The organism is Janthinobacterium sp. TB1-E2, from assembly GCF_036885605.1.
Classification (GTDB): domain Bacteria; phylum Pseudomonadota; class Gammaproteobacteria; order Burkholderiales; family Burkholderiaceae_D; genus Janthinobacterium; species Janthinobacterium aestuarii.
This window is the reverse complement of sequence record NZ_CP142523.1, coordinates 1,543,528-1,564,798: the sequence shown is the minus strand read 5'-3', so window position 1 is coordinate 1,564,798 and position 21,271 is coordinate 1,543,528. Positions and strand designations below refer to the sequence as shown.

General features: G+C 60.7%; 17 protein-coding genes. 2 read left to right on the top strand and 15 right to left on the bottom strand.

The annotated features are described in order from the left end of the window. Positions 1 to 5: 5 nt before the first annotated feature. The gene (locus OPV09_RS07005) at positions 6 to 452 is read right to left on the bottom strand and encodes a response regulator (protein WP_081368151.1); all 447 of its coding nucleotides are present in this window, start codon (positions 450 to 452) and stop codon (positions 6 to 8) included. 287 nt (positions 453 to 739) lie between these two features. Here OPV09_RS07005 and OPV09_RS07000 point away from each other — a divergent pair, with 287 nt between their 5' ends. Then, the gene (locus OPV09_RS07000) at positions 740 to 2,851 is read left to right on the top strand and encodes a TonB-dependent siderophore receptor (RefSeq protein WP_338680950.1); all 2,112 of its coding nucleotides are present in this window, start codon (positions 740 to 742) and stop codon (positions 2,849 to 2,851) included. 282 nt (positions 2,852 to 3,133) lie between these two features. Next, positions 3,134 to 3,583 carry a hypothetical protein gene (locus OPV09_RS06995; RefSeq protein ID WP_128140430.1) on the top strand — a complete coding sequence of 150 codons (450 nt, stop codon included), beginning with the start codon at positions 3,134 to 3,136 and terminating at the stop codon, positions 3,581 to 3,583. A gap of 316 nt (positions 3,584 to 3,899) precedes the next feature. Here OPV09_RS06995 and OPV09_RS06990 read toward each other — a convergent pair whose 3' ends face one another. From OPV09_RS06990 to scpB, 14 genes are all read right to left on the bottom strand, one after another. Next, positions 3,900 to 4,283, bottom strand: a complete 384-nt coding sequence (locus OPV09_RS06990) for a hypothetical protein (protein WP_034782540.1) — start codon at positions 4,281 to 4,283, stop codon at positions 3,900 to 3,902. Between the two features lie 149 nt (positions 4,284 to 4,432). Then, on the bottom strand, positions 4,433 to 5,005 hold the full coding sequence (locus tag OPV09_RS06985; RefSeq protein WP_338680949.1) for a hypothetical protein: 573 nt from the start codon (positions 5,003 to 5,005) through the stop codon (positions 4,433 to 4,435). 168 nt (positions 5,006 to 5,173) lie between these two features. Then, positions 5,174 to 5,521, bottom strand: a complete 348-nt coding sequence (locus OPV09_RS06980; protein ID WP_034760455.1) for an energy transducer TonB — start codon at positions 5,519 to 5,521, stop codon at positions 5,174 to 5,176. Positions 5,522 to 5,584: 63 nt separating this feature from the next. Further along, complete coding sequence (locus tag OPV09_RS06975; RefSeq protein WP_219329575.1) at positions 5,585 to 7,327, bottom strand: methyl-accepting chemotaxis protein; 1,743 nt, start codon at positions 7,325 to 7,327, stop codon at positions 5,585 to 5,587. A gap of 535 nt (positions 7,328 to 7,862) precedes the next feature. After that, positions 7,863 to 8,324, bottom strand: a complete 462-nt coding sequence (locus OPV09_RS06970; protein ID WP_338680948.1) for a hypothetical protein — start codon at positions 8,322 to 8,324, stop codon at positions 7,863 to 7,865. Next, on the bottom strand, positions 8,324 to 9,319 hold the full coding sequence (gene dusA, locus OPV09_RS06965) for a tRNA dihydrouridine(20/20a) synthase DusA (protein WP_338680947.1): 996 nt from the start codon (positions 9,317 to 9,319) through the stop codon (positions 8,324 to 8,326). Before dusA ends, OPV09_RS06970 begins: the two co-directional genes overlap by 1 nt. Before the next feature lie 120 nt (positions 9,320 to 9,439). Then, positions 9,440 to 11,272, bottom strand: coding sequence for a translational GTPase TypA (gene typA / locus OPV09_RS06960; protein ID WP_034760139.1), 1,833 nt, complete (start codon positions 11,270 to 11,272; stop codon positions 9,440 to 9,442). 207 nt (positions 11,273 to 11,479) lie between these two features. Then, positions 11,480 to 12,415 carry a tRNA pseudouridine(55) synthase TruB gene (gene truB / locus OPV09_RS06955; protein WP_338680946.1) on the bottom strand — a complete coding sequence of 312 codons (936 nt, stop codon included), beginning with the start codon at positions 12,413 to 12,415 and terminating at the stop codon, positions 11,480 to 11,482. Positions 12,416 to 12,417: 2 nt separating this feature from the next. Continuing rightward, a complete protein-coding gene (gene rbfA / locus OPV09_RS06950) occupies positions 12,418 to 12,834 on the bottom strand; it encodes a 30S ribosome-binding factor RbfA (protein WP_034760142.1) in 417 nt (138 codons plus the stop codon). Positions 12,835 to 12,948: 114 nt separating this feature from the next. Next, positions 12,949 to 15,807 (bottom strand): translation initiation factor IF-2, encoded by a 2,859-nt coding sequence (infB, locus tag OPV09_RS06945; RefSeq protein ID WP_034760145.1) that lies wholly within the window; start codon positions 15,805 to 15,807, stop codon positions 12,949 to 12,951. Between the two features lie 46 nt (positions 15,808 to 15,853). Continuing rightward, on the bottom strand, positions 15,854 to 17,419 hold the full coding sequence (nusA, locus tag OPV09_RS06940; RefSeq protein WP_034760148.1) for a transcription termination factor NusA: 1,566 nt from the start codon (positions 17,417 to 17,419) through the stop codon (positions 15,854 to 15,856). Further along, positions 17,416 to 17,904, bottom strand: coding sequence for a ribosome maturation factor RimP (gene rimP, locus OPV09_RS06935; protein WP_034760462.1), 489 nt, complete (start codon positions 17,902 to 17,904; stop codon positions 17,416 to 17,418). The genes nusA and rimP overlap by 4 nt, the downstream gene beginning before the upstream one ends. 345 nt (positions 17,905 to 18,249) lie before the next feature. Then, positions 18,250 to 20,343 carry a 23S rRNA pseudouridine(2605) synthase RluB gene (gene rluB / locus OPV09_RS06930; protein ID WP_338680945.1) on the bottom strand — a complete coding sequence of 698 codons (2,094 nt, stop codon included), beginning with the start codon at positions 20,341 to 20,343 and terminating at the stop codon, positions 18,250 to 18,252. Beyond that, positions 20,336 to 21,130 (bottom strand): SMC-Scp complex subunit ScpB, encoded by a 795-nt coding sequence (scpB, locus tag OPV09_RS06925; protein ID WP_034760153.1) that lies wholly within the window; start codon positions 21,128 to 21,130, stop codon positions 20,336 to 20,338. The genes rluB and scpB overlap by 8 nt, the downstream gene beginning before the upstream one ends. Between the last annotated feature and the right edge of the window lie 141 nt (positions 21,131 to 21,271).

Genomic DNA, 21,271 nt, shown 5'->3' with positions numbered 1-21,271 from the left:
GCGAACTACCCCGCCAGCACCGACTGCACCGTCGTCGCCAGGTCTTCCAGGCGCACGGGTTTGACGAGGAAGTGGCGGAAGCCCACGGCCAGCGCGTCATCCATGTACATGGGCAGGCTGTGGCCGGTGACGGCGATCAGGACGGCGTTGGCCGTCTCGGGATTGTGGTGCAGGCGGCGGCCGATTTCGATGCCGCTGATGCCGGGCATTTCGATGTCGAGGTAGACGGCGTCGGGCACGCACAGCTTGACTTGCTCGACGGCCATCTGCCAGTTGCGCACCACCACGGCGTGGTGGCCCAGCGCTTCGAGCAGCATGGCCAGCGATTCGCCCACTTCCTGGTTGTCGTCGACCACCAGCAGATTCAATTTGCGCGCAGCACTTGCCGGCTGGTCGCCCTGGCGGCGTTCCACAGAGGAAATGCCTGGTGTCGTTTCAGTTGTCTGGCTCATTGTACGTTCACGTCTGACGGCTGCAAAAGCGGGAGTATACAAGAAGCGCCCGCAATGCCGCCGCACCCGAGCAATGGTGCCAAACGGCAATCCAAACCACCCACCGTACCGCGCCAGCAACACTTCCCCATCACCCAGGCAGGCATATAGCCGCTACGCAACATTCGCAATTGACGGATAAAATGAGAATCATTATCATTCTTATCCCCTTGCGCCGGATGTCCACGCCACGATGTTGTCGCGCCGCCCGATTGCCGCGCAAACATTGTCATTACGGAGATCCATGCATGGCTGCCACACCTTTCACACTGCCCTTTTCGCTGCGCCCGTGCGCGCTGGCCATCGCCCTCGCTTGCCTGAACGCGCCCATCGCCGCGCAGGCACAGCAAGCCAATACGGCCGATAATGCCGGCCCCATCCTGGAATCGATTCAGGTCAGCAGCAACCTGCTGGGCACCAGCATGGCCGCCAGCACGAAAAATTTCGCGGGCGCCCGCACCGTGGTGCAAAAGGACGACATCGAGAACTCGGGTGCGACCAGCCTCAGCGACGTAATGCGCCGCATTCCCGGCGTGCAGATCAGCGACAACTCGGGCAGCGCCGGCAGCGCCATCTCGCTCAATATCGGCGTACGCGGCCTGGCCGGGCGCTATTCGCCACGCAGCACGGTCTTGCTGGACGGCATCCCGATGTCGGTGGCGCCATATGGCCAGCCGCAACTGTCGTTCGCGCCCGTCAGCCTGGCCAATGTCGAGACGGTCGACGTGGTGCGCGGCGGCGGCGCCGTGCGCTTCGGCCCGCAAAACGTGGGCGGCATCATCAACTTCAAGACGCGCCGTGTGCCCACCACGCCAGGCATCACGGGCGACGCCACCGTGCGCTACAACTCGTACAGCGAAGTGGGCCACAACACGCAGGCCAGCGTCTTTGCCGGCACCCAGCTCGACAGCGGCCTGGGCCTGGCCGTGCTGTATTCGGGTATCCGGGGCAGCGACTGGCGCGTGGGCAGCGATGAGAAGGTCAACGACTTCGCCCTCAAATTCCGCTACGACCTGAGCCCGACGGCCGAGGTGTACGGCAAACTGTCCTACTACGACGTGACGTCGCGCACGCCGGGCGGTTTGAGCGCCGCGCAGTACAAGGCCGACCCGTTCCAGAACACGCGACCGACCGACTTCTGGAGCGGCGAGCGCAAAGCCTTCGACATCGGCTACCTGAATGCCATGTCAAACACACAGGAATTCGAGGTGCGCGCCTATTACAACAAGAGCTCACGCGAAAGCACCCTGATCAATGCGAACCGCACCGGCCTGGGCCGCCAGCCGCGCAACTATGAAACGACGGCCATCGAGCCGCGCTACACGCAGCGTTTCACGACCGGCAAGGTATCGCAGGACGTCACCGTCGGCTACCGCTACCTGGCCGAGCGGGCCGATGAAAGTATCTACAACGTCGTCATCGCCACCGGCGTGCAACAAAAGCCGACGCGCTTCGCCGACAACTCGACCGATGCGCAAGCCGTGTATATCGACGACAAGATCGCCATCGACGCGTGGCGCATCACGCCGGGCGTGCGCTACGAGCACATCAAGACGGAACGCTTCAACCACTTGCCGACTGACCAGAAGATCGATCTGCTCAATAACAAGGCCCTGCCCTCGCTGAACGTGGCCTACTTGCTCAACAACAACGTGACCCTGTTCGGCAACTACAACAGCTCGTTTGGCGCCGTGCAAAATACGCAGCTCAATGCGCAGTCAAGCAAGAACCCCCTGCAGCCGGAACTGGCGAAAACGGCCGAGCTGGGCGCGCGCTGGAAGAGCGGCCAGTTGTCGGCTGAAGCGACCTTGTTCAACATCAAGTTCGACAACCAGATCCAATCCATCGGCAGCGGCGAGAACGTCGTCTTCTACAACGTGGGCGCCACGCACCACCGGGGCCTGGAATCGGCCATCGACTACCACTTCGACAAATCCGGCCCGCTGGCCGGCTTGAACGCCTACGCCACCTACACCTACACCAAGGCGACTTTGCAGGATGGCGTGAACGCGGGCAACGACGTGCCCTTCTATTCGCGCACCACGGACACCATCGGCGCCCACTATCAACTGGGCGCCTGGGGCTTCGACCTGTCGAGCAGCCACCAGAGCCGCCAGTTCGCCGACGAAGCCAACACCATGGCGGAAAATGCGGCAGGCAGCCTGGGCGTGATTCCCGGCTTCCGTACCTGGAACACGCAAGTGAAATGGAAAGTACCGGGGCAGAATGGCCTGGAGCTGGTTGCCGGTGTCAACAACCTCGCCAACAAGCGCTACTTCACGCGCACCTCGGACGGCAACCTGGGCAAACTGGTGGGTGCACCGCGCATGGTTTACCTGCAAGGCCGCCTGGCGTTCTGATGCCCGTGCGCAGCTGAGCCCGTCGAAGCGCAGCGGACGTACAAATGCCGCCCGGCCACATGGCCCGGCGGCATTTTTCATGAAAAAAATAGGTGCATTACATCAAGGAATGTTGCCCAAAAGAATTAAACTAGCGCTACAATAGCAGGGTATCAAGCAATGCCAAGCATCGCTCCGCCAGGGCCCCTACCCCGCCCTGATCATCAGCACGCATTTATTGAACAGGAAGGCTGGCACCACCGGGCCCGATTGCGCTCCCGGCACGGCCACCGCACACGCACCATGTCTGCAGAAAAAACCATTACCGAAACGAGTTCCTACGGCAAGGAAACGCCCGTGGGACGTCCCGACATCGATGGCCGCGCCGGCATTTTCGTGCCCACGGCAGAATTCGACATCAGCAACAACACCACCATCCGCAAGGGCGCGGGCATTGTCGGCTTCGGCAACCTCGATGGCACCCTGACCGTGTATTTCGAAGCGAACCGCTTCGACGAAAGCAATCTGCACAAGTGGGAACACAAGGCGCGCAAGGCATATGACCGCATGGTCATGGGCGCGCCCACGGTGTCGAAGGCGAAAATCGATGCGCGCATGCTGGAACAGGTGGGCATCATCGATGGCATGGGCATCAATCTCAAGCACCCGGAACGCCTGACGCACTGGCTGACGATTTCGAACGTGCCGGACACGGCGCCGGAAGAGCCGGTCCTGCGCTGGAAAAACCGCTAGACGCCCGGAAAGCGAGGCGGGGCGCCAGGCGCGAGGTGTTGTCCTACATCGTGGCGGACATTCATCCGATGCCCAAAGGCATCAACTCATCCTATGATGAAAGCCTGACAACACACCTCATTCCACTCAGGAGTACGACATGTCCCGCCTCATCCCGATCAGCTTTGGCGCCTTGCAAATAGGTCTGGCAGCGGCGGCGATGTACATCCTGTGCTCGGCGGACGTGCTGCACCAGACGGCCGTGTATTTCCACTAATAAAATGAAATAGCCGGGCAAGCAATGCTTGTCCGGCTTTGTCCTGCCTACCGCAATAGACTAGCGGCGGCCATGGTAGCGGCCATGCCCGCCCCAGCCGCCGCGGTGTCCACCGTAGCGCCCAAAGCCAAACATGAAGTCCAGCCCGATCGTCACGGGCGGATTGTAATAATACGGTTGCGGTGCGTACACGGGCGCCGGCACATACACGGGCTGCTGAACGTAGACAGGCTGTTGCTGCACATACACGGGCTCATTCGTATATTCCACGCGCGGCGCGCTCATCACGCGGCCCGACTGCACCGGCTCGGACGAGACCGTATGCCATTCATAGGGATTGTAGGCCCCCTGCGGCGCGCGCGAACCGTAATACGCAGGACCGGGGGGCGCCACGGCGCAGCCACCCAAGGCGGCCAGCGAAATTACTGCCAACAGGGTTTTCATCGCAATTCTCCTAATGTGTACTACTTAATTAAGCACTATAAGAAATTACGCGGAGCTTTGCTGCGCTTTTACCGATTGTTACACCCCGACGCACGCCGCAACATGAAATGTGGCAATCGCGCCACAAGCGGCCTACACCGCATGTTTCCTCAAATAAATGGAATCGCGCACGTGTCGATGGCCTTGCCGGCCGCATCGTAGCGCTGCACGCACACCTGGTAGCGCACGCCATAGTCGAGCTCGACCTGCTCGACCTTGCCATACTTCAATTTCCAGCTGGGTTGCACCTGTTGCCGGCCTTCCAGCGCGGCCACGTCCTGGGGAATCGCCATCGCCGTTTGCGTCTCGCCCTGGCGCGCATCCTGGCGCCGCGCCACGTCGATCGATACATTCACGGCCAGGTCGACGCCGCCGTCCGCATAGCTGAGCGTGGGCGCGCCGCGCTGCGCCCGCATCACGCCCCAGGCGCAAGGCTTGCCGCCGGCCTCGCATTGCTTCAGCTGCGCCAGCGGGAAATACTCAGGGGCAATCTTGCCATTCTTGATGGGCCAGCTCGTGCGCACGCCGTCGCGCTTGCCCGTCAGGGGATTGTCCCAGCTCAGGCTATTGACGACGGCCACGGTCTGCCCCGGCTGCAAGCCCACGGGCGTGCCCAGCGAGGCGCAGGCGGAAAGCAGCAAACCGGTGGCGGCCAGGGAGGAAAGTGTCAGGATGCGCTGCATGATAGGCCTCTTGTGGTGGGAGATCCCGAAGATATGTTTCGAGGGTAACAGAATCGGCGGCAACAGTGCCGTTGGCTGACGCACATAACAGTACGGGCGGCACCCTTGCAGGCGCCGCCCGTAGCGGATACGGCCATGCCGGGAGCCTGGCTCCCGGCGATACGTGGATCAGTCCAGCTTCCAGGCGTAATCGACCTTGGTCCAGGTTTGCGCTGCGGCGCCATCCTTGGTGCCCGGCTTGAACTTGCATGCGGACAGGGCCTTGATGGCGGCCTTGTCCAGGTTCTTGAAGCCGCTGCTCTTCTCGACTTTCGAATCGGCAACGCTACCATCGGCATTGACCAGGAAGGACATCGACACGGTGCCCTGCTCTTCGTTCATCAGCGAGGCTTTCGGATAGTCGGCCTTGCAGTTCTTGGCATCGAACGACGCCGGCACCTCGGCCGCGAAGGCGGCGGAAGAAACGGACACCAGCAAGGCTGCTGCAACACTCATCAAACGCTTATTCTCAAACATGTGCTTCCCCATGATTATTATCAAATACGGTAGTTACCATTTCCTGTGCGCTGTTGGCCGCGCTTAAAACTCTTCCCACTCGTCATTGCTGCCCGCGCCTGCCGCCTTGCGTGGCGCTGGAGCCACGGGAGCGGCCGCTTCCGTCTTGCGCGTCAGCGACTTCACCGGGCGCAATGCCGGTGCCGGCTTGCGCACGGCCACCGGTGCCGCAGCGACCGCTACCGGTGCCGGCACATACGCCGCCGGTTTCTCTTCGCCTTCGACCAGTTTGAAGATGCTGACCACGTGGGCCAGTTCGGCCGCCTGGTCCTGCAAGCTTTGCGCCGCGGCGGCGGCCTGCTCCACCAGGGCCGCATTTTGCTGCGTCATGCCATCCATCTCGATAATCGACAGATTGACCTGTTCGATGCCAGCGCTTTGTTCCTGGCTGGCACTGGCGATCTCGCTCATGATGTCGGTCACGCGGCGCACGCTGTCGACCACTTCACCCATCGTTACGCCAGCCTGGCCGACCAGACGCGTACCGCGTTCCGTCTTCTCGGCCGAATCGTCGATGAGGATCTTGATTTCCTTCGCGGCGCCGGCGGAACGCTGGGCCAGGTTGCGCACTTCCGACGCCACCACGGCAAAACCGCGGCCTTGCTCGCCGGCACGTGCCGCTTCCACGGCAGCGTTCAGCGCCAGGATGTTGGTCTGGAAGGCGATGCCATCGATCACGCCAATGATGTCGACAATCTTCTTCGCCGACTCGTTGATCGAGCTCATGGTGTCAACCACTTGCGACACCACGGAGCCGCCCTTGATGGCGACATCCGAAGCGGTGGCGGCCAGCTTGTTGGCTTCGCGCGCATTGTCCGCATTCTGTTTCACGGTCGAGGTCAACTCTTCCATGGCCGAGGCCGTTTTTTCCAGCGCGCTGGCTTGCATTTCCGTGCGCGACGACAGGTCGATATTGCCGTCGGCAATTTCACGCGAGGCCGTGCCGATGGTTTCCGTACCGACGCGCACCTGGCCGACGATGCCCACCAGGCTGTTGCGCATTTCCTTCATTTCCGCCAGCAGGCTGGACGTATCGGAAGGCTGCGTGTGGATGCCGATCGACAAGTCGCCATTGGCGATGCTGCCGGCGATCGATGCCGTGTAGTCCGGCTCGCCGCCCAGCTGTTTCAGCAAGCCGCGGGTAATCACCAGTGCCGCCGCCACGCCCATCGCCACGGCCAGTACGCCGAGGATGATCATGAACAGGCGCGCGCTGTCGAAGGCCTTGCGGGCATCCGATTGCATCTGCTCGTTGAGCTTGTCTTCCAGCACGGCCAGTTGTTCCAGCGCTTCCATCCATTTTTTCTGTACCGGACGGATTTCCTTGATCATCACGCGCGTGGCGCCTTCCGCATCGTTGGCCATCCACAGCGCGGAGGCCTTGGCGATGGCCGGCATGGCGGCCGCTTCGTATTCCTTGATCGAGGTCAGCAGCGCTTTTTCTTCAGGAGTCGACTCGACGGCGAATTTCTCTTCGAGCTTCTTCTGCGTTTCCTGATAGGTGCTCGTCTGCGTCTTGATACGCGCCATTTCCGGCTCCATATCGCCCGCGTCGGTCATCAGGGTCAGGATGCGCAGCGAGGTGATGCGGTCGCTGACGTTGCCACGCATGTCGATCACGAGGCGGGTGACGACGTTGTTGACATTGATCACGTGATCGAGACGCTCCTGGATTTGCGCCATGCGCGCGATGCCGAGGACGGTCACGGCCACCAGCAGAACCAGTACCAGGGCGAAACCCAGGCCCAGGCGGGTACCAACCTTCATTTTTGCTAAATTCATTTCGGCTCTTCGTAAATGAAACTATTGATAAGGATTTTTGCCCGGCACGACAAGACGAAGGCTGCGCAACACCGGTGTCCGCCCTTACCCATTGGTATGCTGGCGGTATCCGGCCGCACGCAGCCCGGGGTACTTCCTGGTCTTTCAGCAGCCCTGGAAATGCCAGTGACTGCGAATGCAAACTTGCTCCGCACGCTGAATTTTTGACACCGTTGATGTGAGATCAACATCAAACATTCATATGAGAAATATTTGTCTATAATCAATTATAGGTGTAAATTTTGCCTCAAAGCAAGCAATATGTACCCGAATAAATGGCTGATTAACTTTCTTCGGGGAAATGGCAACAACGCCGTTTCTTGCCTCTTAGAAATGCCCCACGACAGTGCGGGCATGCGCCGAAACAGCGCATTTACAACACATGGCGTAGCCATATTGCATCGTTTTGGGAGAGGTACTCAGAGGAAGGGGAAGTGCGGACAATACCAGTGCGCAGCGGCACCGGTATAGACAAGTTGGCTCAGCTGTCCCAGCTGCAATGCATCACATAGGTGTGGCACTCTGTGCCGAAGACAAAGACGCTCCAGATGGCGCCCAATTGACCGGCCAGGTTGCGCTGGCCAGACGATACCAGTTGATACCAGTGCGGCTCGCTGCCCAGCAGTTCGGCCAGTTCGCGCTCGAAACCGTCATATAAACGTGCGTCGAGCGGCTGGCGGTCCGCCTCGCTCGTCGGATGGAGGCGCTCGAGCAGCCACTGGCGCGGCGTGCACAAGACGCCGCTGCACACGACCGTTTCGAGCGGCTGCAGGCGCAAGCCATCGGGTGTCACATCCAGTGCGCGGCACAGGGCATCGAACGATGCTTGCGGCGCGGCGGGCCCCAGATACGTGCAGAGCAAGTCGCTGCCGTCATCCTTGAGCGCGCTGACGGCTTGCAGGTAGCCGTCGATGTGCCGCGCATGGCCTTGGAAATCGTCCATTAGGCAGGCAAGGACAAACGCGCCGCCGCTTCCAGCAGCAAACGCGGGTCGCCCGAGGCCAGCTTCTTGGAATCGGACAGCGTCTGACGGAAGCCGCGCGCACCAGGCAAGTTTTGCATCAGGCCCAGCATGTGGCGCGTGACGCTGTTCAGCTTCAATCTCCCCGCTTCTTTTTCCAGCTGCGCGCTGATATACGGAATCATCGCTTCGAGCACTTGTTCGCGCGTTTTGACAGGCGCATCGTCGCCGTAATAGCGCTGGTCGAACTGCGCCATCACGTACGGATTGTGATACGCCTCGCGGCCCAGCATCACGCCGTCCAGGTGCTGCAGGTGCAGGTCAATTTCATCGAGCGTCTTGATGCCGCCATTGATGATGAATTCGAACTGGGGGAAGTCGCGCTTCAGGCGGTAGGCATAATCGTATTTCAGGGGCGGCACTTCGCGGTTTTCCTTCGGGCTCAGGCCTTTCAGGATGGCATTGCGCGCATGCACGATAAACGTCTTGCAGCCGGCGTCGGCCACGGTGCCGACGAAGTCGCGCACGAAGTCGTACGACTCGCTGTCATCGATGCCGATGCGGTGTTTGACCGTGACGTCGATGTCGACCACGTCGCGCATGGCTTTCACGCAGTCGGCCACCAGTTGCGGCTCGGCCATCAGGCAGGCGCCAAACGCGCCCTTTTGCACGCGCTCGGACGGGCAGCCGCAGTTCAGGTTAACCTCGTCGTAGCCCCACTGCTCGCCCAGCTTGGCGCTCGTGGCCAGGTCCTTCGGATCGCTGCCGCCCAGCTGCAGCGCGACCGGATGTTCCTCCTCATTGAAGCGCAAATGGCGCTCCACGTCGCCGTAGACCAGCGCGCCCGTCGTCACCATCTCGGTGTAGAGCCAGGTATGGCGCGTGATTTCGCGGTGGAACTTGCGGCAATGGCGGTCGGTCCAGTCCATCATCGGGGCGACGGACAGGCGGCGGGAAGGCAAAGAAGTGGAAGTCATGGTGTCTACAAAAAAACAGGAGCTGCAAATGACAAACCCGCTGCGCGCCTCACCGGTGAAGGAAAGGCGGAGCAACGGGCTTGAGCGCGGCATGGCCCGCAGGCCATGCTCTACAACAGATTACGAATCACGCGACGCTTTTTTACGCTCGTGCTCTTTCAGGAAGCGCTTGCGCAGACGGATCGATTTAGGCGTGATTTCCACCAGTTCGTCGTCCTCGATGAATTCGACTGCGTATTCCAGCGACATCTGGATTGGCGGTACCAGGCGCACCGCTTCGTCGGTACCCGACGAACGCACGTTGGTCAGCTGCTTGCCCTTGATCGGGTTGACGACCAGGTCGTTGTCGCGCGAGTGGATACCGATGACCATGCCTTCGTACACTGGGTCATTGTGCGACACGAACATGCGGCCGCGGTCTTGCAGTTTCCAGATAGCGTAGGCAACAGCAGCGCCGTCATCTTGCGAGATCAGCACGCCGTTACGACGGCCGGCCATTTCGCCACGGGTGTTGTCGACTGGCGCGTATTCATGGAATACGTGGCTCATCAGGCCGGTGCCGCGGGTCAGGGTCATGAATTCGCCCTGGAAGCCGATCAGGCCACGCGCCGGGATCAGGTACTCGAGACGCACGCGGCCCTTGCCATCCGATTCCATGTTTTGCAGGTCGCCACGACGACGGCCCAGTTCTTCCATGACGCCGCCCTGGTTGACTTCTTCAACGTCAACGGACAGGTTTTCAAACGGCTCGTGGCGCACGCCATCGACCATTTTGAAGACCACGCGTGGACGCGATACGGCCAGCTCGAAGCCTTCGCGACGCATGTTTTCGATCAGGATCGTCAGGTGCAGCTCGCCGCGGCCCGATACTTCGAAGATCGTGTCGTCATCGGTTGGTGCCACGCGCAGAGCAACGTTGGCTTTCAATTCTTTTTCCAGACGGTCACGCAGTTGACGCGAGGTAACGAACTTGCCTTCGCGGCCAGCCAGTGGCGAGTTGTTGACCATGAAGTTCATGGTCAGGGTCGGCTCGTCGACGGTCAGCATCGGCAGCGCTTCAGGCGTGTCCAGTGCGCACAGGGTCGAACCGATGCCGATTTCGTCAATACCGTTGATCAGGCAGATGTCGCCGGCGACGGCTTCGTCAACCAGCACACGCTCCAGGCCCTTGAAGTTCAGCACCTGGTTGATGCGGCCTTTGATCGGGGTCGCGCCTGGGCCATTGATGACCAGCACGTCCTGGCCGACTTTGACGGTACCGCGGTTGACGCGGCCAATGCCGATCTTGCCGACATACGACGAGTAGTCCAGCGAGGTGATCTGCATTTGCAGCGGGCCTTCAGGATTGTCGTCGCGTACTGGAACGTGTTCCAGGATGGCGTCGAACATCGGCTTCATGTCGCCGCCGCGCACGTCTTCGGTCAGACCGGCATAGCCGTTCAGGCCCGAAGCGTAAATGATAGGGAAATCCAGTTGTTCGTCGGTAGCGCCCAGCTTGTCGAACAGTTCGAACGTCTGGTTGATGGCCCAGTCCGGACGTGCGCCTGGACGGTCGATCTTGTTGACGATAACGATAGGCTTCAGACCCAGTGCCAGCGCTTTACGCGTGACGAAACGGGTTTGCGGCATCGGGCCTTCCTGTGCATCGATCAGCAGCAGAACCGAGTCCACCATCGACAGAACACGTTCCACTTCGCCGCCGAAGTCGGCGTGGCCTGGGGTGTCGACGATGTTGATGTGGGTGCCTTCGTACTCAACGGCGCAGTTCTTCGACAGAATCGTAATGCCGCGCTCCTTTTCCAGGTCGTTCGAGTCCATGACTCGGGTGTCGACCGCTTGGTTTTCACGGAAGGTGCCGGACTGGCGCAGCAGCTGATCCACCAGCGTGGTTTTGCCGTGGTCAACGTGGGCGATAATGGCGATATTACGAATTGCGCGTTTTGTATTTGACATGGTCGTAGTAGTTACTGAAAAACTGCGGAGTGCGTACAAGGTGTACGAGATACCCGAATGCTAATCTATTTCCGGAACCGCGTAGTATAGCATGTTGCGTTGCAACGCTATCTAAAAATGCTGGCGGCTCTTGCAGTCGGGGACGATTTGTTTAAAAAAGCGACACTGGTTCAAGAGTGTCGCTGGGTAATGTGACGTTGCCGTGACTTATTGGTGCGCCGTGGCAATGAGACGTTCCGGCGCCAGGATGCTGTATTCCTGCAACTGGCCCGTGCCCAGCAGCTTGCTGTCGTGATACACGCGCACCCTGCCCGGCTCGGCTGGCACGACGACGTCTTCTTTGCCCAGCGCGATGCGCTGGCCATGCAGGAAGCGCTTGGCCAATTCTTCCGTCAGCTGGACGGCCGGGAAACTCGACAGCAAGGCATCGACGGGAGCCAGCAAGCTCAGCGGCGCGGCATGCGCCGTCAACTCATCCAGGGTAACGACGCCGTCAAGCGTCAGGTTGCCCACCTGCGTGCGGCGCAAGGCGTTCAGATGGCCGCCGCAACCGAGGGCATGGCCGATGTCTTCGCCCAGCACGCGGATATACGTGCCCTTGCTGCACATCACGGACAATTTCAGGAACGGGGCTTCATAGCCGAGGAACTCGAGCTTGTGGATGGTCACCGGGCGCGCTTCGCGCTCCAGGGTGATGCCTGCCCTTGCATACTCATATAGGGGCTTGCCGTCCCGTTTCAAGGCCGAGTACATGGGCGGCGTCTGCAGGATAGGCCCGCGGAACTGCGCCAGCACGGCTTCGATCTGCTCTTCGGTGACGTTGACGTCGCGCGTTTCCAGCACGTCGCCTTCCGTATCGCCCGTATCCGTCGTCTGCCCCAGGTGCACCAGGGTTTCGTAGGTTTTGTCGGCTTCCAGCAAGTCCTGCGAGAACTTGGTCGCTTCGCCAAAGCACAGCGGCAGCAAGCCCGTGGCGAACGGATCCAGCGTGCCCGTATGGCCCGCCTTTTTCGCGTTCAAGACGCGCTTGGCCTTGATCAGGGCGTCATTGCTGGACCAGCCGACAGGCTTATCCAACAGCAAGACGCCATCGACCAGGTCGCGCACCCGCTTGATGCCGGGCGGTTTCTTCGGACCCGCCACTGTTATTGCTCGTCCGCTTCTGGTTTGGCATCCGGCTCGGCGTCGGCCGCGCGCGTGGCGTTGGCCTTGTCGATCAGCAGCGACATTTCCATGCCGCGCGAGGTCGAGCTGTCGTGCACGAAATGCAGCATCGGCAGGGTGTGGATGTGCAGGCGCTTGCCCAGCAGGCCGCGGATGAAGCCAGACGCAGCCATCAAGCCTTCGGTGGTGTTCTTGATGGCTTCCTTGCTGTCTTTCAACATCGTGAAAAACACCTTGGCGTGCGCGTAATCGGGCGTGATCTGCACTTCGGTGATGGTGATCATCGTGCCGACGCGCGGATCCTTCAATTCGTAGGCGACGATTTCAGCCAGATCGCGCTGGATCTGGTCGGCCACGCGCAAGCCGCGCGCTGGCATGGTTTTGCTATGTTTAGCCATGATTTTATGCTGTCCTAAGTGCCGCAGGGCGCATGGGTCAAACGGTTGCCCGTTGACCAATGCGCCCCACGTGTTTGCGCGGACATCACTATGTCCGCGCCATTGCTTCTGTGATTACAGGGTACGAGCGATTTCCTGGACTTCGAACACTTCCAGCGTGTCGCCAACCTGAATGTCGTTGTAGTTCTTCAGCGACAGGCCGCACTCCAGACCGGCGCGCACTTCTTTCGCATCGTCCTTGAAGCGTTTCAGGGAGTCGATCTCGCCGCTCCACACCACGATGTTGTTGCGCAACAGGCGGACGGAAGAAGCACGCTTGACCACGCCATCGGTGACCAGGCAACCGGCAATCGCGCCCACTTTCGAGACCAGGATAACCTGGCGGATCTCGACCTGGCCGATAACGGTTTCGCGTTTCTCTGGTGCCAACATGCCCGACAACGCCGACTTGATCTCGTCGATCGCATCGTAAATGATGTTGTAGTAGCGAATGTCCACGCCATTCGACTCGGCCAGCTTGCGTGCCTGGGCATCAGCACGGGCGTTAAAGCCGATGATGACCGCTTTCGAGGCGACTGCCAGGTTGACGTCCGATTCCGTGATGCCGCCGACGGCCGCGTGAACCACTTGTACGCGCACTTCGGAGGTCGACAGTTTCTGCAGCGAACCGACCAGCGCTTCTTGCGAACCTTGCACGTCGGTTTTGATGATCAATGGCAAGTTTTTCACTTCGCCTTCGGCCATCTGGTCGAACATGTTTTCCAGTTTCGCAGCTTGCTGTTTCGCCAGTTTCACGTCGCGGAACTTACCTTGACGGAACAGACCGATTTCACGCGCTTTGCGCTCGTCAGCCATGACGACGACTTCTTCACCGGCAACCGGCACTTCCGTCAGACCCTGGATTTCGACCGGAATCGAAGGACCGGCTTCAGCGATCGACTTGCCGTTCTCGTCCAGCATGGCGCGAACACGGCCATACGAAGAGCCAGCCAGAATCACGTCGCCGCGCTTCAGTGTACCGGACTGCACCAGGATCGTCGCGACAGGACCACGGCCCTTGTCCAGACGCGCCTCGACGACCAGGCCGCGCGCAGGCGCATCGACCGGTGCCGTCAGTTCCAGCACTTCGGCTTGCAACAGCACTTGTTCCAGCAGGTCGTCGATACCTTGACCCGTTTTCGCCGACACCGGCACGAATGGCGATTCGCCACCGTATTCTTCCGGCACGACTTGTTCTGCGACCAGTTCCTGCGTCACGCGGTCAACGTTGCCACCCGGCTTGTCGACCTTGTTGATCGCCACCACCAGCGGTACGCCGGCTGCTTTCGCATGGGCAATCGCTTCTTTCGTTTGCGGCATCACGCCATCGTCGGCGGCAACCACCAGAATGACGATGTCGGTTGCCTTGGCGCCACGGGCACGCATCGCGGTAAACGCTTCGTGGCCCGGGGTGTCGAGGAAGGTGATCATGCCGCGTGGCGTATCGACGTGGTAGGCGCCGATATGCTGCGTAATGCCACCGGCTTCGCCGGAGGCAACCTTGGCGCGACGGATGTAATCGAGCAACGAGGTCTTGCCGTGGTCGACGTGACCCATGACGGTGACCACCGGTGCGCGTGGCTTGGTTTCGAAGTGCGCGTGTTCGCCCACATCGGCCAGCAGCGCTTCCGGATCGTCCAGTTCGGCGGCGAACGCCTTGTGGCCCATTTCTTCCACCAGAATCATGGCGGTTTCCTGGTCCAGCACCTGGTTGATCGTGCACATCTGGCCCAATTTCATCAAATGCTTGATGACTTCGGATGCCTTGACGGACATCTTGTGTGCCAGTTCGGCCACGGTGATCGTTTCCGGTACGTGCACGTCCTTGACGACGGCTTCCGTAGGAGCCTGGAAGTTCGATTCACGGTCGTCATGGTGCGTCGGGCGACGGCCCTTCGCGCCACCGCGCCAGCTGTCACGACCGCCTGGGCCGCTATTGCCGCGTGGTTTCGGACCACCGGTGGTGCCGCGTTTTTTCGCGTCATCGGACCAGGTGGACGACACATTGGCCGACTTGATCGATTTTTTGTCTGCAACAGCAGGCTTCTTGTCGCCCGGCTTGTCGCCAGGTTTCTTGTCAGCAGGCTTGTGCAGGGTGCCTTCCGGCGCCTTCGGCTTGACGGGAACCGGTACGGGTTCCGGTGCCTTGATGGCGCGGCGTGGCGCGTTCATCATGGCCTTGATCTGGGCAACTTCGTCGGCAACGGCCTTGCGTGCACGCTCGGTGGCTTCCGCTTTGTCAGCGGCTTCCTTGGCGGCGACAGCAGCGGCAGCCGCTTTCTTCTTCGCTTCTTCAGCGGCAGCAGCTTTCTTCGCTTCGGCGGCGGCGTCGTCAACGACAGGCGCAGCGGCGCTGGCGGCAGGCGCGGCAGCAGCCTTGGCGGCCGCTTTCTTCGCTTCTGCTTCAGCTTCTTTCTTCGCAGCCAATTCAGCCTGTTGCGTGGCTTTCGCCTGGGCTTCTTTTTCCGCGTCGAGCTTCGCCAGACGTTCTTGCTTTTCGCGCAGATCGGCTTCCTGGCGGGCGATCAGTTCAGCCTGTTTACGGGCTTCTTCTTCACGGCGCGCCACGTCGGCGGGATCGATCACCGGTGCGGCAGGCGCGACCGGTTCTGCCGCGACCGGCGCAGCTTCGTCACGCTGGACGAAAGTGCGTTTCTTGCGCACTTCCACCTGGATGGTGCGCGATTTGCCGGTGGCGTCAGCTTGCTTGATTTCAGTCGTTTCCTTGCGGGTCACGGTGATTTTTTTCTTTTCTGTGTCAGCCGCTGCGCCGTGTGTGCGGCGCAGATGATCCAAAAGCTTGTCCTTATCATCTTTCGACAATGGATCTGACGTCGAACTTTTCTCGACGCCGGCAGAACGCAGCTGCGTCAGCAGCAAATCTGCAGGCATCTTCAGTTCGGTGGCAAATTGGGCTACGTTGTTACTCGCCATTCAGTCCTCTTTTCTATGTGTCGCGGAGATGATAAAGATACTCAAATTAAGCCTTTGCGGATTCGGCCAGACTCCATGCCTTGGCTTGCAACGCCTTGGCACGATCGTCGTATTTCGAGTCAACCAACTTCATCTCATCGTCGGTCACATCTTTAAATTCACTTGTAATCAGTTCACGCGCACGGTCCGCAGACAAGGCCAGGATTGCGCCAAATTCGTCGTATGCCAGTGCTGCAAATGCTTCAACGGTCTTGATACCAGCCAGACCCAGCTTGCCGGCGGTAATGCGGTCCATGCCTTCCAGACCCACCAACGCCTCGTCCATGCCTTCCAGACCCTCTTCCGAAGCAATCGCTTCGGTCACGAGCGCATCACGCGCACGGGTACGGAGTTCATTGACGGTATCTTCGTCAAACGATTCGATTTCCAGCATTTCGGAAATTGGCACGTAAGCGATTTCTTCCAGACTGGCGAAACCTTCTTCCACCAGAATATCGGCCACTTCCTGGTCGACATCGAGCTTTTCCATGAACAGGATGCGCACGGCAGCCGTTTCCTGGGCAGCTTTGTCAGCCGATTCTTCGGCCGTCATGATGTTGATCTTCCAGCCGGTCAGGTCCGAGGCCAGGCGCACGTTCTGGCCGGAACGGCCGATCGCGATTGCCAGGTTTTCTTCGTCCACGACGACATCCATCGCGTGTTTTTCTTCATCGACCATGATCGACGACACGTTCGCCGGCGCCAGGGCGCCGATGACGAACTGCGCCGGATCTTCCGACCACAGCACGATGTCGACACGTTCGCCACCGAGTTCGCCGGTCACGGCCTGCACGCGCGAACCGCGCATGCCGACGCAAGTACCGATCGGATCGATGCGCTTGTCGGCCGTGTAGACGGCGATCTTGGCGCGGACGCCGGCATCGCGGGCTGCGGATTTGATCTCCAGCATGCCTTGCTCGATTTCCGGCACTTCCAATTCGAACAGCTTCATGATGAATTCCGGCGCGGTGCGCGACAGAATTACTTGCGGGCCGCGCATGTTGCGGTCGATACGCAAGATGAAGGCACGCACACGGTCGCCGATACGCAGATTCTCTTTCGGGATCATCTGGTCGCGTGGCAGACGCGCTTCGATCTTGCCCGATTCGACGATGGCGTCGCCGCGTTCCATGCGCTTGATGGTGCCGGTGACGAGCGAATCGCCGCGTTCCAGGAAGTCGACCAGGATCTGTTCGCGTTCGGCGTCACGTACGCGCTGCAGGACAACCTGTTTGGTATCCTGGGCGAAACGGCGGCCGAATTCGACGGATTCGATCGGTTCTTCGATATGGTCATCGACTTCGATATCGGCGATCTGTTCTTTTGCCTCGAAATGCAGGATCTCTTGATCCGGCAATTGCAGGCCCGCTTCATCGGGCACGACGTGCCAGCGGCGGAACGATTCGAATTCGCCCGTTTCGCGGTCGATCGAAACGCGGATGTCTACCTCACCCTCATACCGTTTCTTCGTGGCTTGCGCCAACGCGAATTCGAGGGCGCCGAAGACGACATCTTTATCGACGTTTTTTTCGCGCGCCAGCGCGTCAACCAATAATAAAACTTCGCGGCTCATGCTTTGCGTCCCTTAAAAACCACCTGCGGCACCAAGCGTGCCTTATCCACATCGGCGAGCGTAAACTCCAACATCGCCGGACCATCCTTACCTTCAAATTCCAACGACAATTTATCGCCCACGGGTTCTTGCAGAATCCCCTGGAACGATTTCCGGTTGTTCGTACCCGGCATCGCCACAGTCAGCTTGACGATGATTTCCTGGCCTGCGAAACGGACAAAGTCTTCCAGCTTGCGCACCGGACGATCGAGACCCGGGGAAGAAATCTCGAGACGCTCGTAAGGAACGTTCTCTACCGTCAACACATGCGATAACTGGTGACTCACCGTGGCACAGTCTTCGACCGTGATCGGACCTTTTTCAGCGGCATCGGCGGCGCTGAAATCAATAAAGACGCGCAGCAGCCCGCGCTCGGCACGTTCGACATCAACGAGCTCATAGCCCAGACCTGTAACTGTCTTTTCAATTAATCCCAACTGCTGCAAAAAATTCTCCAGAAATAAGGCCCGTTTTCGGCATAACAGCGCCGCAATGAGCGCCGACACCATGCAAAAACACGCATTCAAGTCATATATGGCGCCTTGCTGGCGCCATTACAAACGGTTCAACAAAAAAAAAATGGGCATCTGCCCATCTTCTTGTATTTCCCCAACCAGATGAAAGCACTCCCCACCAAACAACCCTGCGGAGAACTTTTATTAGGCTGCAGATTATAACCTCTTATTAACTTCGCCGCAATGCCGCACACGAGGAGCGGCCCGGCTTACAACAGTTACAAGAGCGCGCACCCGCGGCAGATCGGCGGGCGCGCAAGAAGAAACTCTTCCCGATTAACCTTTGCTGCGGCGGCGCGGCATGCCATCCATGCCGCCACGATCCATGCCGCCACGCGGCTGGCCACCGGAGCGCGCTTGCCCACCGGCACCACCACCCGTATTGCGGCGCGGACCCGTGTTGGCGAAGCCGAATGCCGTTTGCAGCGGATCGGGCTGACGCGGACCGCGCTGCGGTGCGCGGCCTTCGCCGCCACCGGCCGGACGGCCTTGACCCTGGCCTGCCGCACGCGGCGGACGGCCCTGGCCTTGCGGCGCGCCTTCGAACGAGGCCGACGAACGCGGCTGGCCGCCCTGGAACGGGCCTTGCGGCTGGCCACGGCCAGGACCACGGGCTTCGCCTGGACGACCGGCGCCGCCTGGACGACCCTGGCCTTGCGGACGGGCAAACTGGCCTTGCGGCTGACCACGGCGCGGCGCGACCGGGAATGGATCGGCGTTGCGGTTGCTTACATCGATGCGGTTGCCATTCGGCTCGTCATCGCGGCTCGCCTTGCGCGCTTCGCGGCCCTTGGCGGCGCCAGCGGCACGGGGATCGCCCGATGCCGGCATTTTCTTTTCGATGCCGTAGGCGGTCAGCAGGTCGCGCACGGTGTTTTCATCCATCTCTTCCCAGCGGCCGCGTTTCAGGCCGCTCGGCAGGGTCATGGCGCCGTAGCGGGTACGGATCAGGCGCGACACGGTCAGGCCGATCGCTTCGAACATGCGGCGCACTTCGCGGTTACGGCCTTCGCCGATCACCACGCGGTACCACTTGTTGATGCCTTCGCCGCCGCCATCGGCGATCTTCGAGAACTGCGCCAGGCCGTCTTCCAGCTCGACGCCGGCCAGCAGTTTCTGGCGCATGCCCTCTTCCAGCTCGCCCAGGGTACGTACGGCGTACTCGCGGTCGATGCCGTAGCGCGGGTGCATCAGACGGTTGGCCAGGTCACCGGAGGTGGTAAACAGCAGCAAGCCTTCCGTGTTGAAGTCGAGGCGGCCAACGGCCAGCCACTTGCCCGCTTTCATGGTCGGCAGGCGGTCGAACACGGATGGACGGCCGTCCGGGTCGTTGTGGCTGACGATTTCGCCGGCCGGCTTGTGGTAGACCAACACACGCGGCGGCTTCTTGCTGACGCGGCGCTGGATCAACTTGCCGTTGATGCGCACGTGGTCGCTCGGCAGGATGCGCTGGCCGATGTGGGCCGGCTCGCCATTGACGGACACGCGGCCCGAAATGATCAAGTCTTCCATGTCGCGGCGCGAACCGAGACCGGCTTCGGCCAGCACCTTGTGCAGCTTCGGCGCGTCGTCGTCGGACGTCAGGTCGCGGCGCACGGCCACTTTCTGTACGCGACCCGTGCCGCCTTCTTCGCTGTCGAACGCGTCGGAGGTAACGAACGAGAAGACCGCGTCAGCATCGCTGAGCTTGCCTGGCGCAGCCTGGCGGCCCTTGCCCTTTTTACGGCTCTTGCCGGCATTCTTGCCGGCACCCGGCACGTCGTTGCGCGGACCGCGCGGCAGGCGCGGGCCGGACACGAGGTTGCCTTCGGCATCGAACACGTCGGCGACAGGGGCGGCGACTTGCTCGGCGACAGGTGCTGCTGCAACGGCGTCGGCTGCCTGCGGCGCTTCGGCGCGCGGCGGCTGGCGCAGTGCGCGTTCCGCCTGCACGCCACGCATCTGGCGCGGACCACGGGTCGGGCGTGCTTCGGCCTGCTTGTCAGCAACGGCTTCGGGCGCCGTTTCAGCGACGGCGGCAGCGGCCTTGGCGGCGGCGCGGGCGCGCGGCGGACGCGGCGCAGGGGCGGCGACTGCTTCGGCAGCCGCTTCGGCGGCGTCGGCCACAGCCTTCAGGGCTGGCTTGGCGCGGGTTTTCTTGGCGGCTGGCACAGCTTCGGTTTCAGCGGCGGCGACGACGGAGGATTCAGCAACTGAGTCGGCGGCCACGTCGGCTTTCGTGCGGCGCTTCGGCTTGGCAGCGGCGGTGTCGCCTGCAGCAACGGCAGCGGCCGTATCGGCTTCGATCTGGGCCTTGGTGCGGCGCTTGGGCTTGGCAACGATAGCTTCGTCGCTGGCGGTAACTGTCTCGGGTGTGTTCGGATTATTCATTCTTCGTTTCTTGGCTGTGCTGACCTGGCGCAGCGTCAACCGTTAGTTCTGGCGCAGGGTCGTGAGTGTAGGCTTCGTCCGTGGGCGAAGCATCGGGGCCGGCATCAAGGCTTGCTGTCACATCTACATCTGTCACAGCCGTATTGCTACCTGCACCAAGCTGGGGGACAAGCTCATTGCTTGCCTTGTCAAAATTTTCCTGCAGGGCCGCTTCCAGGGCTTCGAGCCCATTGCCCTGCATCTCGCTGATTTGCTGCAAAGGCGGCAGCTGGGACAGCGATTGCAAACCCAGGTCATCCAAAAATTGCTTGGTGGTGGCCAGCAAGGCCGGCCGTCCCACCACGTCGCGGTAGCCGATGGCATCGACCCAGCCACGGTCTTCCAGCATCTTGATCGTCTGCGAATTGACGGCAACGCCGCGAATTTCCTCGATATCGCCGCGCGTCACCGGTTGGCGGTAGGCGATGATGGCCAGGGTTTCCAGGGTCGCCCGCGAATACTTGGGCGGCCGCTCGGGCGTCAAACGGTCGAGATACATCTTCATTTCCGGGCGGCTTTGAAAGCGCCAGCCCGAGGCCAGACTGACGATCTCGATGCCGCGCCCTTCCCACTCATCGCGCAACTCTTCCAGCAACTGCTTGATCGTGTCGGCACCAACGCCGACACCGCGCACGCGACCATTCTCGTCCGCATCGACGAACAGCTTCTTCAAGCTGTGGATCGTCAGCGATTCACGAGCGCACAGCAACGCGGTTTCGAGGACTTTTTTAGCCTCAATTGTATTCATAGCAATTCTGTGCGGATGTGTGTTGCAATTCGTATGCAGAGAAAGAAATCAAAAACGTTCATTTCAACGTAACAGATGGCAGACATCGATGATGACGCCGTGCTGGGTTACTAGTTGAGGCTGTTTTTCCGACGCCTTGGC

Bases quoted from the DNA above. Each gene is read 5' to 3' on its own strand.
- OPV09_RS07005 (WP_081368151.1), bottom strand. From the start codon at position 452: ATGAGCCAGACAACTGAAACGACACCAGGCATTTCCTCTGTGGAACGC.
- OPV09_RS07000 (WP_338680950.1), top strand. From the start codon at position 740: ATGGCTGCCACACCTTTCACACTGCCCTTTTCGCTGCGCCCGTGCGCG.
- OPV09_RS06995 (WP_128140430.1), top strand. From the start codon at position 3,134: ATGTCTGCAGAAAAAACCATTACCGAAACGAGTTCCTACGGCAAGGAA.
- OPV09_RS06990 (WP_034782540.1), bottom strand. From the start codon at position 4,283: ATGAAAACCCTGTTGGCAGTAATTTCGCTGGCCGCCTTGGGTGGCTGC.
- OPV09_RS06985 (WP_338680949.1), bottom strand. From the start codon at position 5,005: ATGCAGCGCATCCTGACACTTTCCTCCCTGGCCGCCACCGGTTTGCTG.
- OPV09_RS06980 (WP_034760455.1), bottom strand. From the start codon at position 5,521: ATGTTTGAGAATAAGCGTTTGATGAGTGTTGCAGCAGCCTTGCTGGTG.
- OPV09_RS06975 (WP_219329575.1), bottom strand. From the start codon at position 7,327: ATGAAGGTTGGTACCCGCCTGGGCCTGGGTTTCGCCCTGGTACTGGTT.
- OPV09_RS06970 (WP_338680948.1), bottom strand. From the start codon at position 8,324: ATGGACGATTTCCAAGGCCATGCGCGGCACATCGACGGCTACCTGCAA.
- dusA (WP_338680947.1), bottom strand. From the start codon at position 9,319: ATGACTTCCACTTCTTTGCCTTCCCGCCGCCTGTCCGTCGCCCCGATG.
- typA (WP_034760139.1), bottom strand. From the start codon at position 11,272: ATGTCAAATACAAAACGCGCAATTCGTAATATCGCCATTATCGCCCAC.
- rbfA (WP_034760142.1), bottom strand. From the start codon at position 12,834: ATGGCTAAACATAGCAAAACCATGCCAGCGCGCGGCTTGCGCGTGGCC.
- infB (WP_034760145.1), bottom strand. From the start codon at position 15,807: ATGGCGAGTAACAACGTAGCCCAATTTGCCACCGAACTGAAGATGCCT.
- nusA (WP_034760148.1), bottom strand. From the start codon at position 17,419: ATGAGCCGCGAAGTTTTATTATTGGTTGACGCGCTGGCGCGCGAAAAA.
- rluB (WP_338680945.1), bottom strand. From the start codon at position 20,343: ATGAATAATCCGAACACACCCGAGACAGTTACCGCCAGCGACGAAGCT.
- scpB (WP_034760153.1), bottom strand. From the start codon at position 21,130: ATGAATACAATTGAGGCTAAAAAAGTCCTCGAAACCGCGTTGCTGTGC.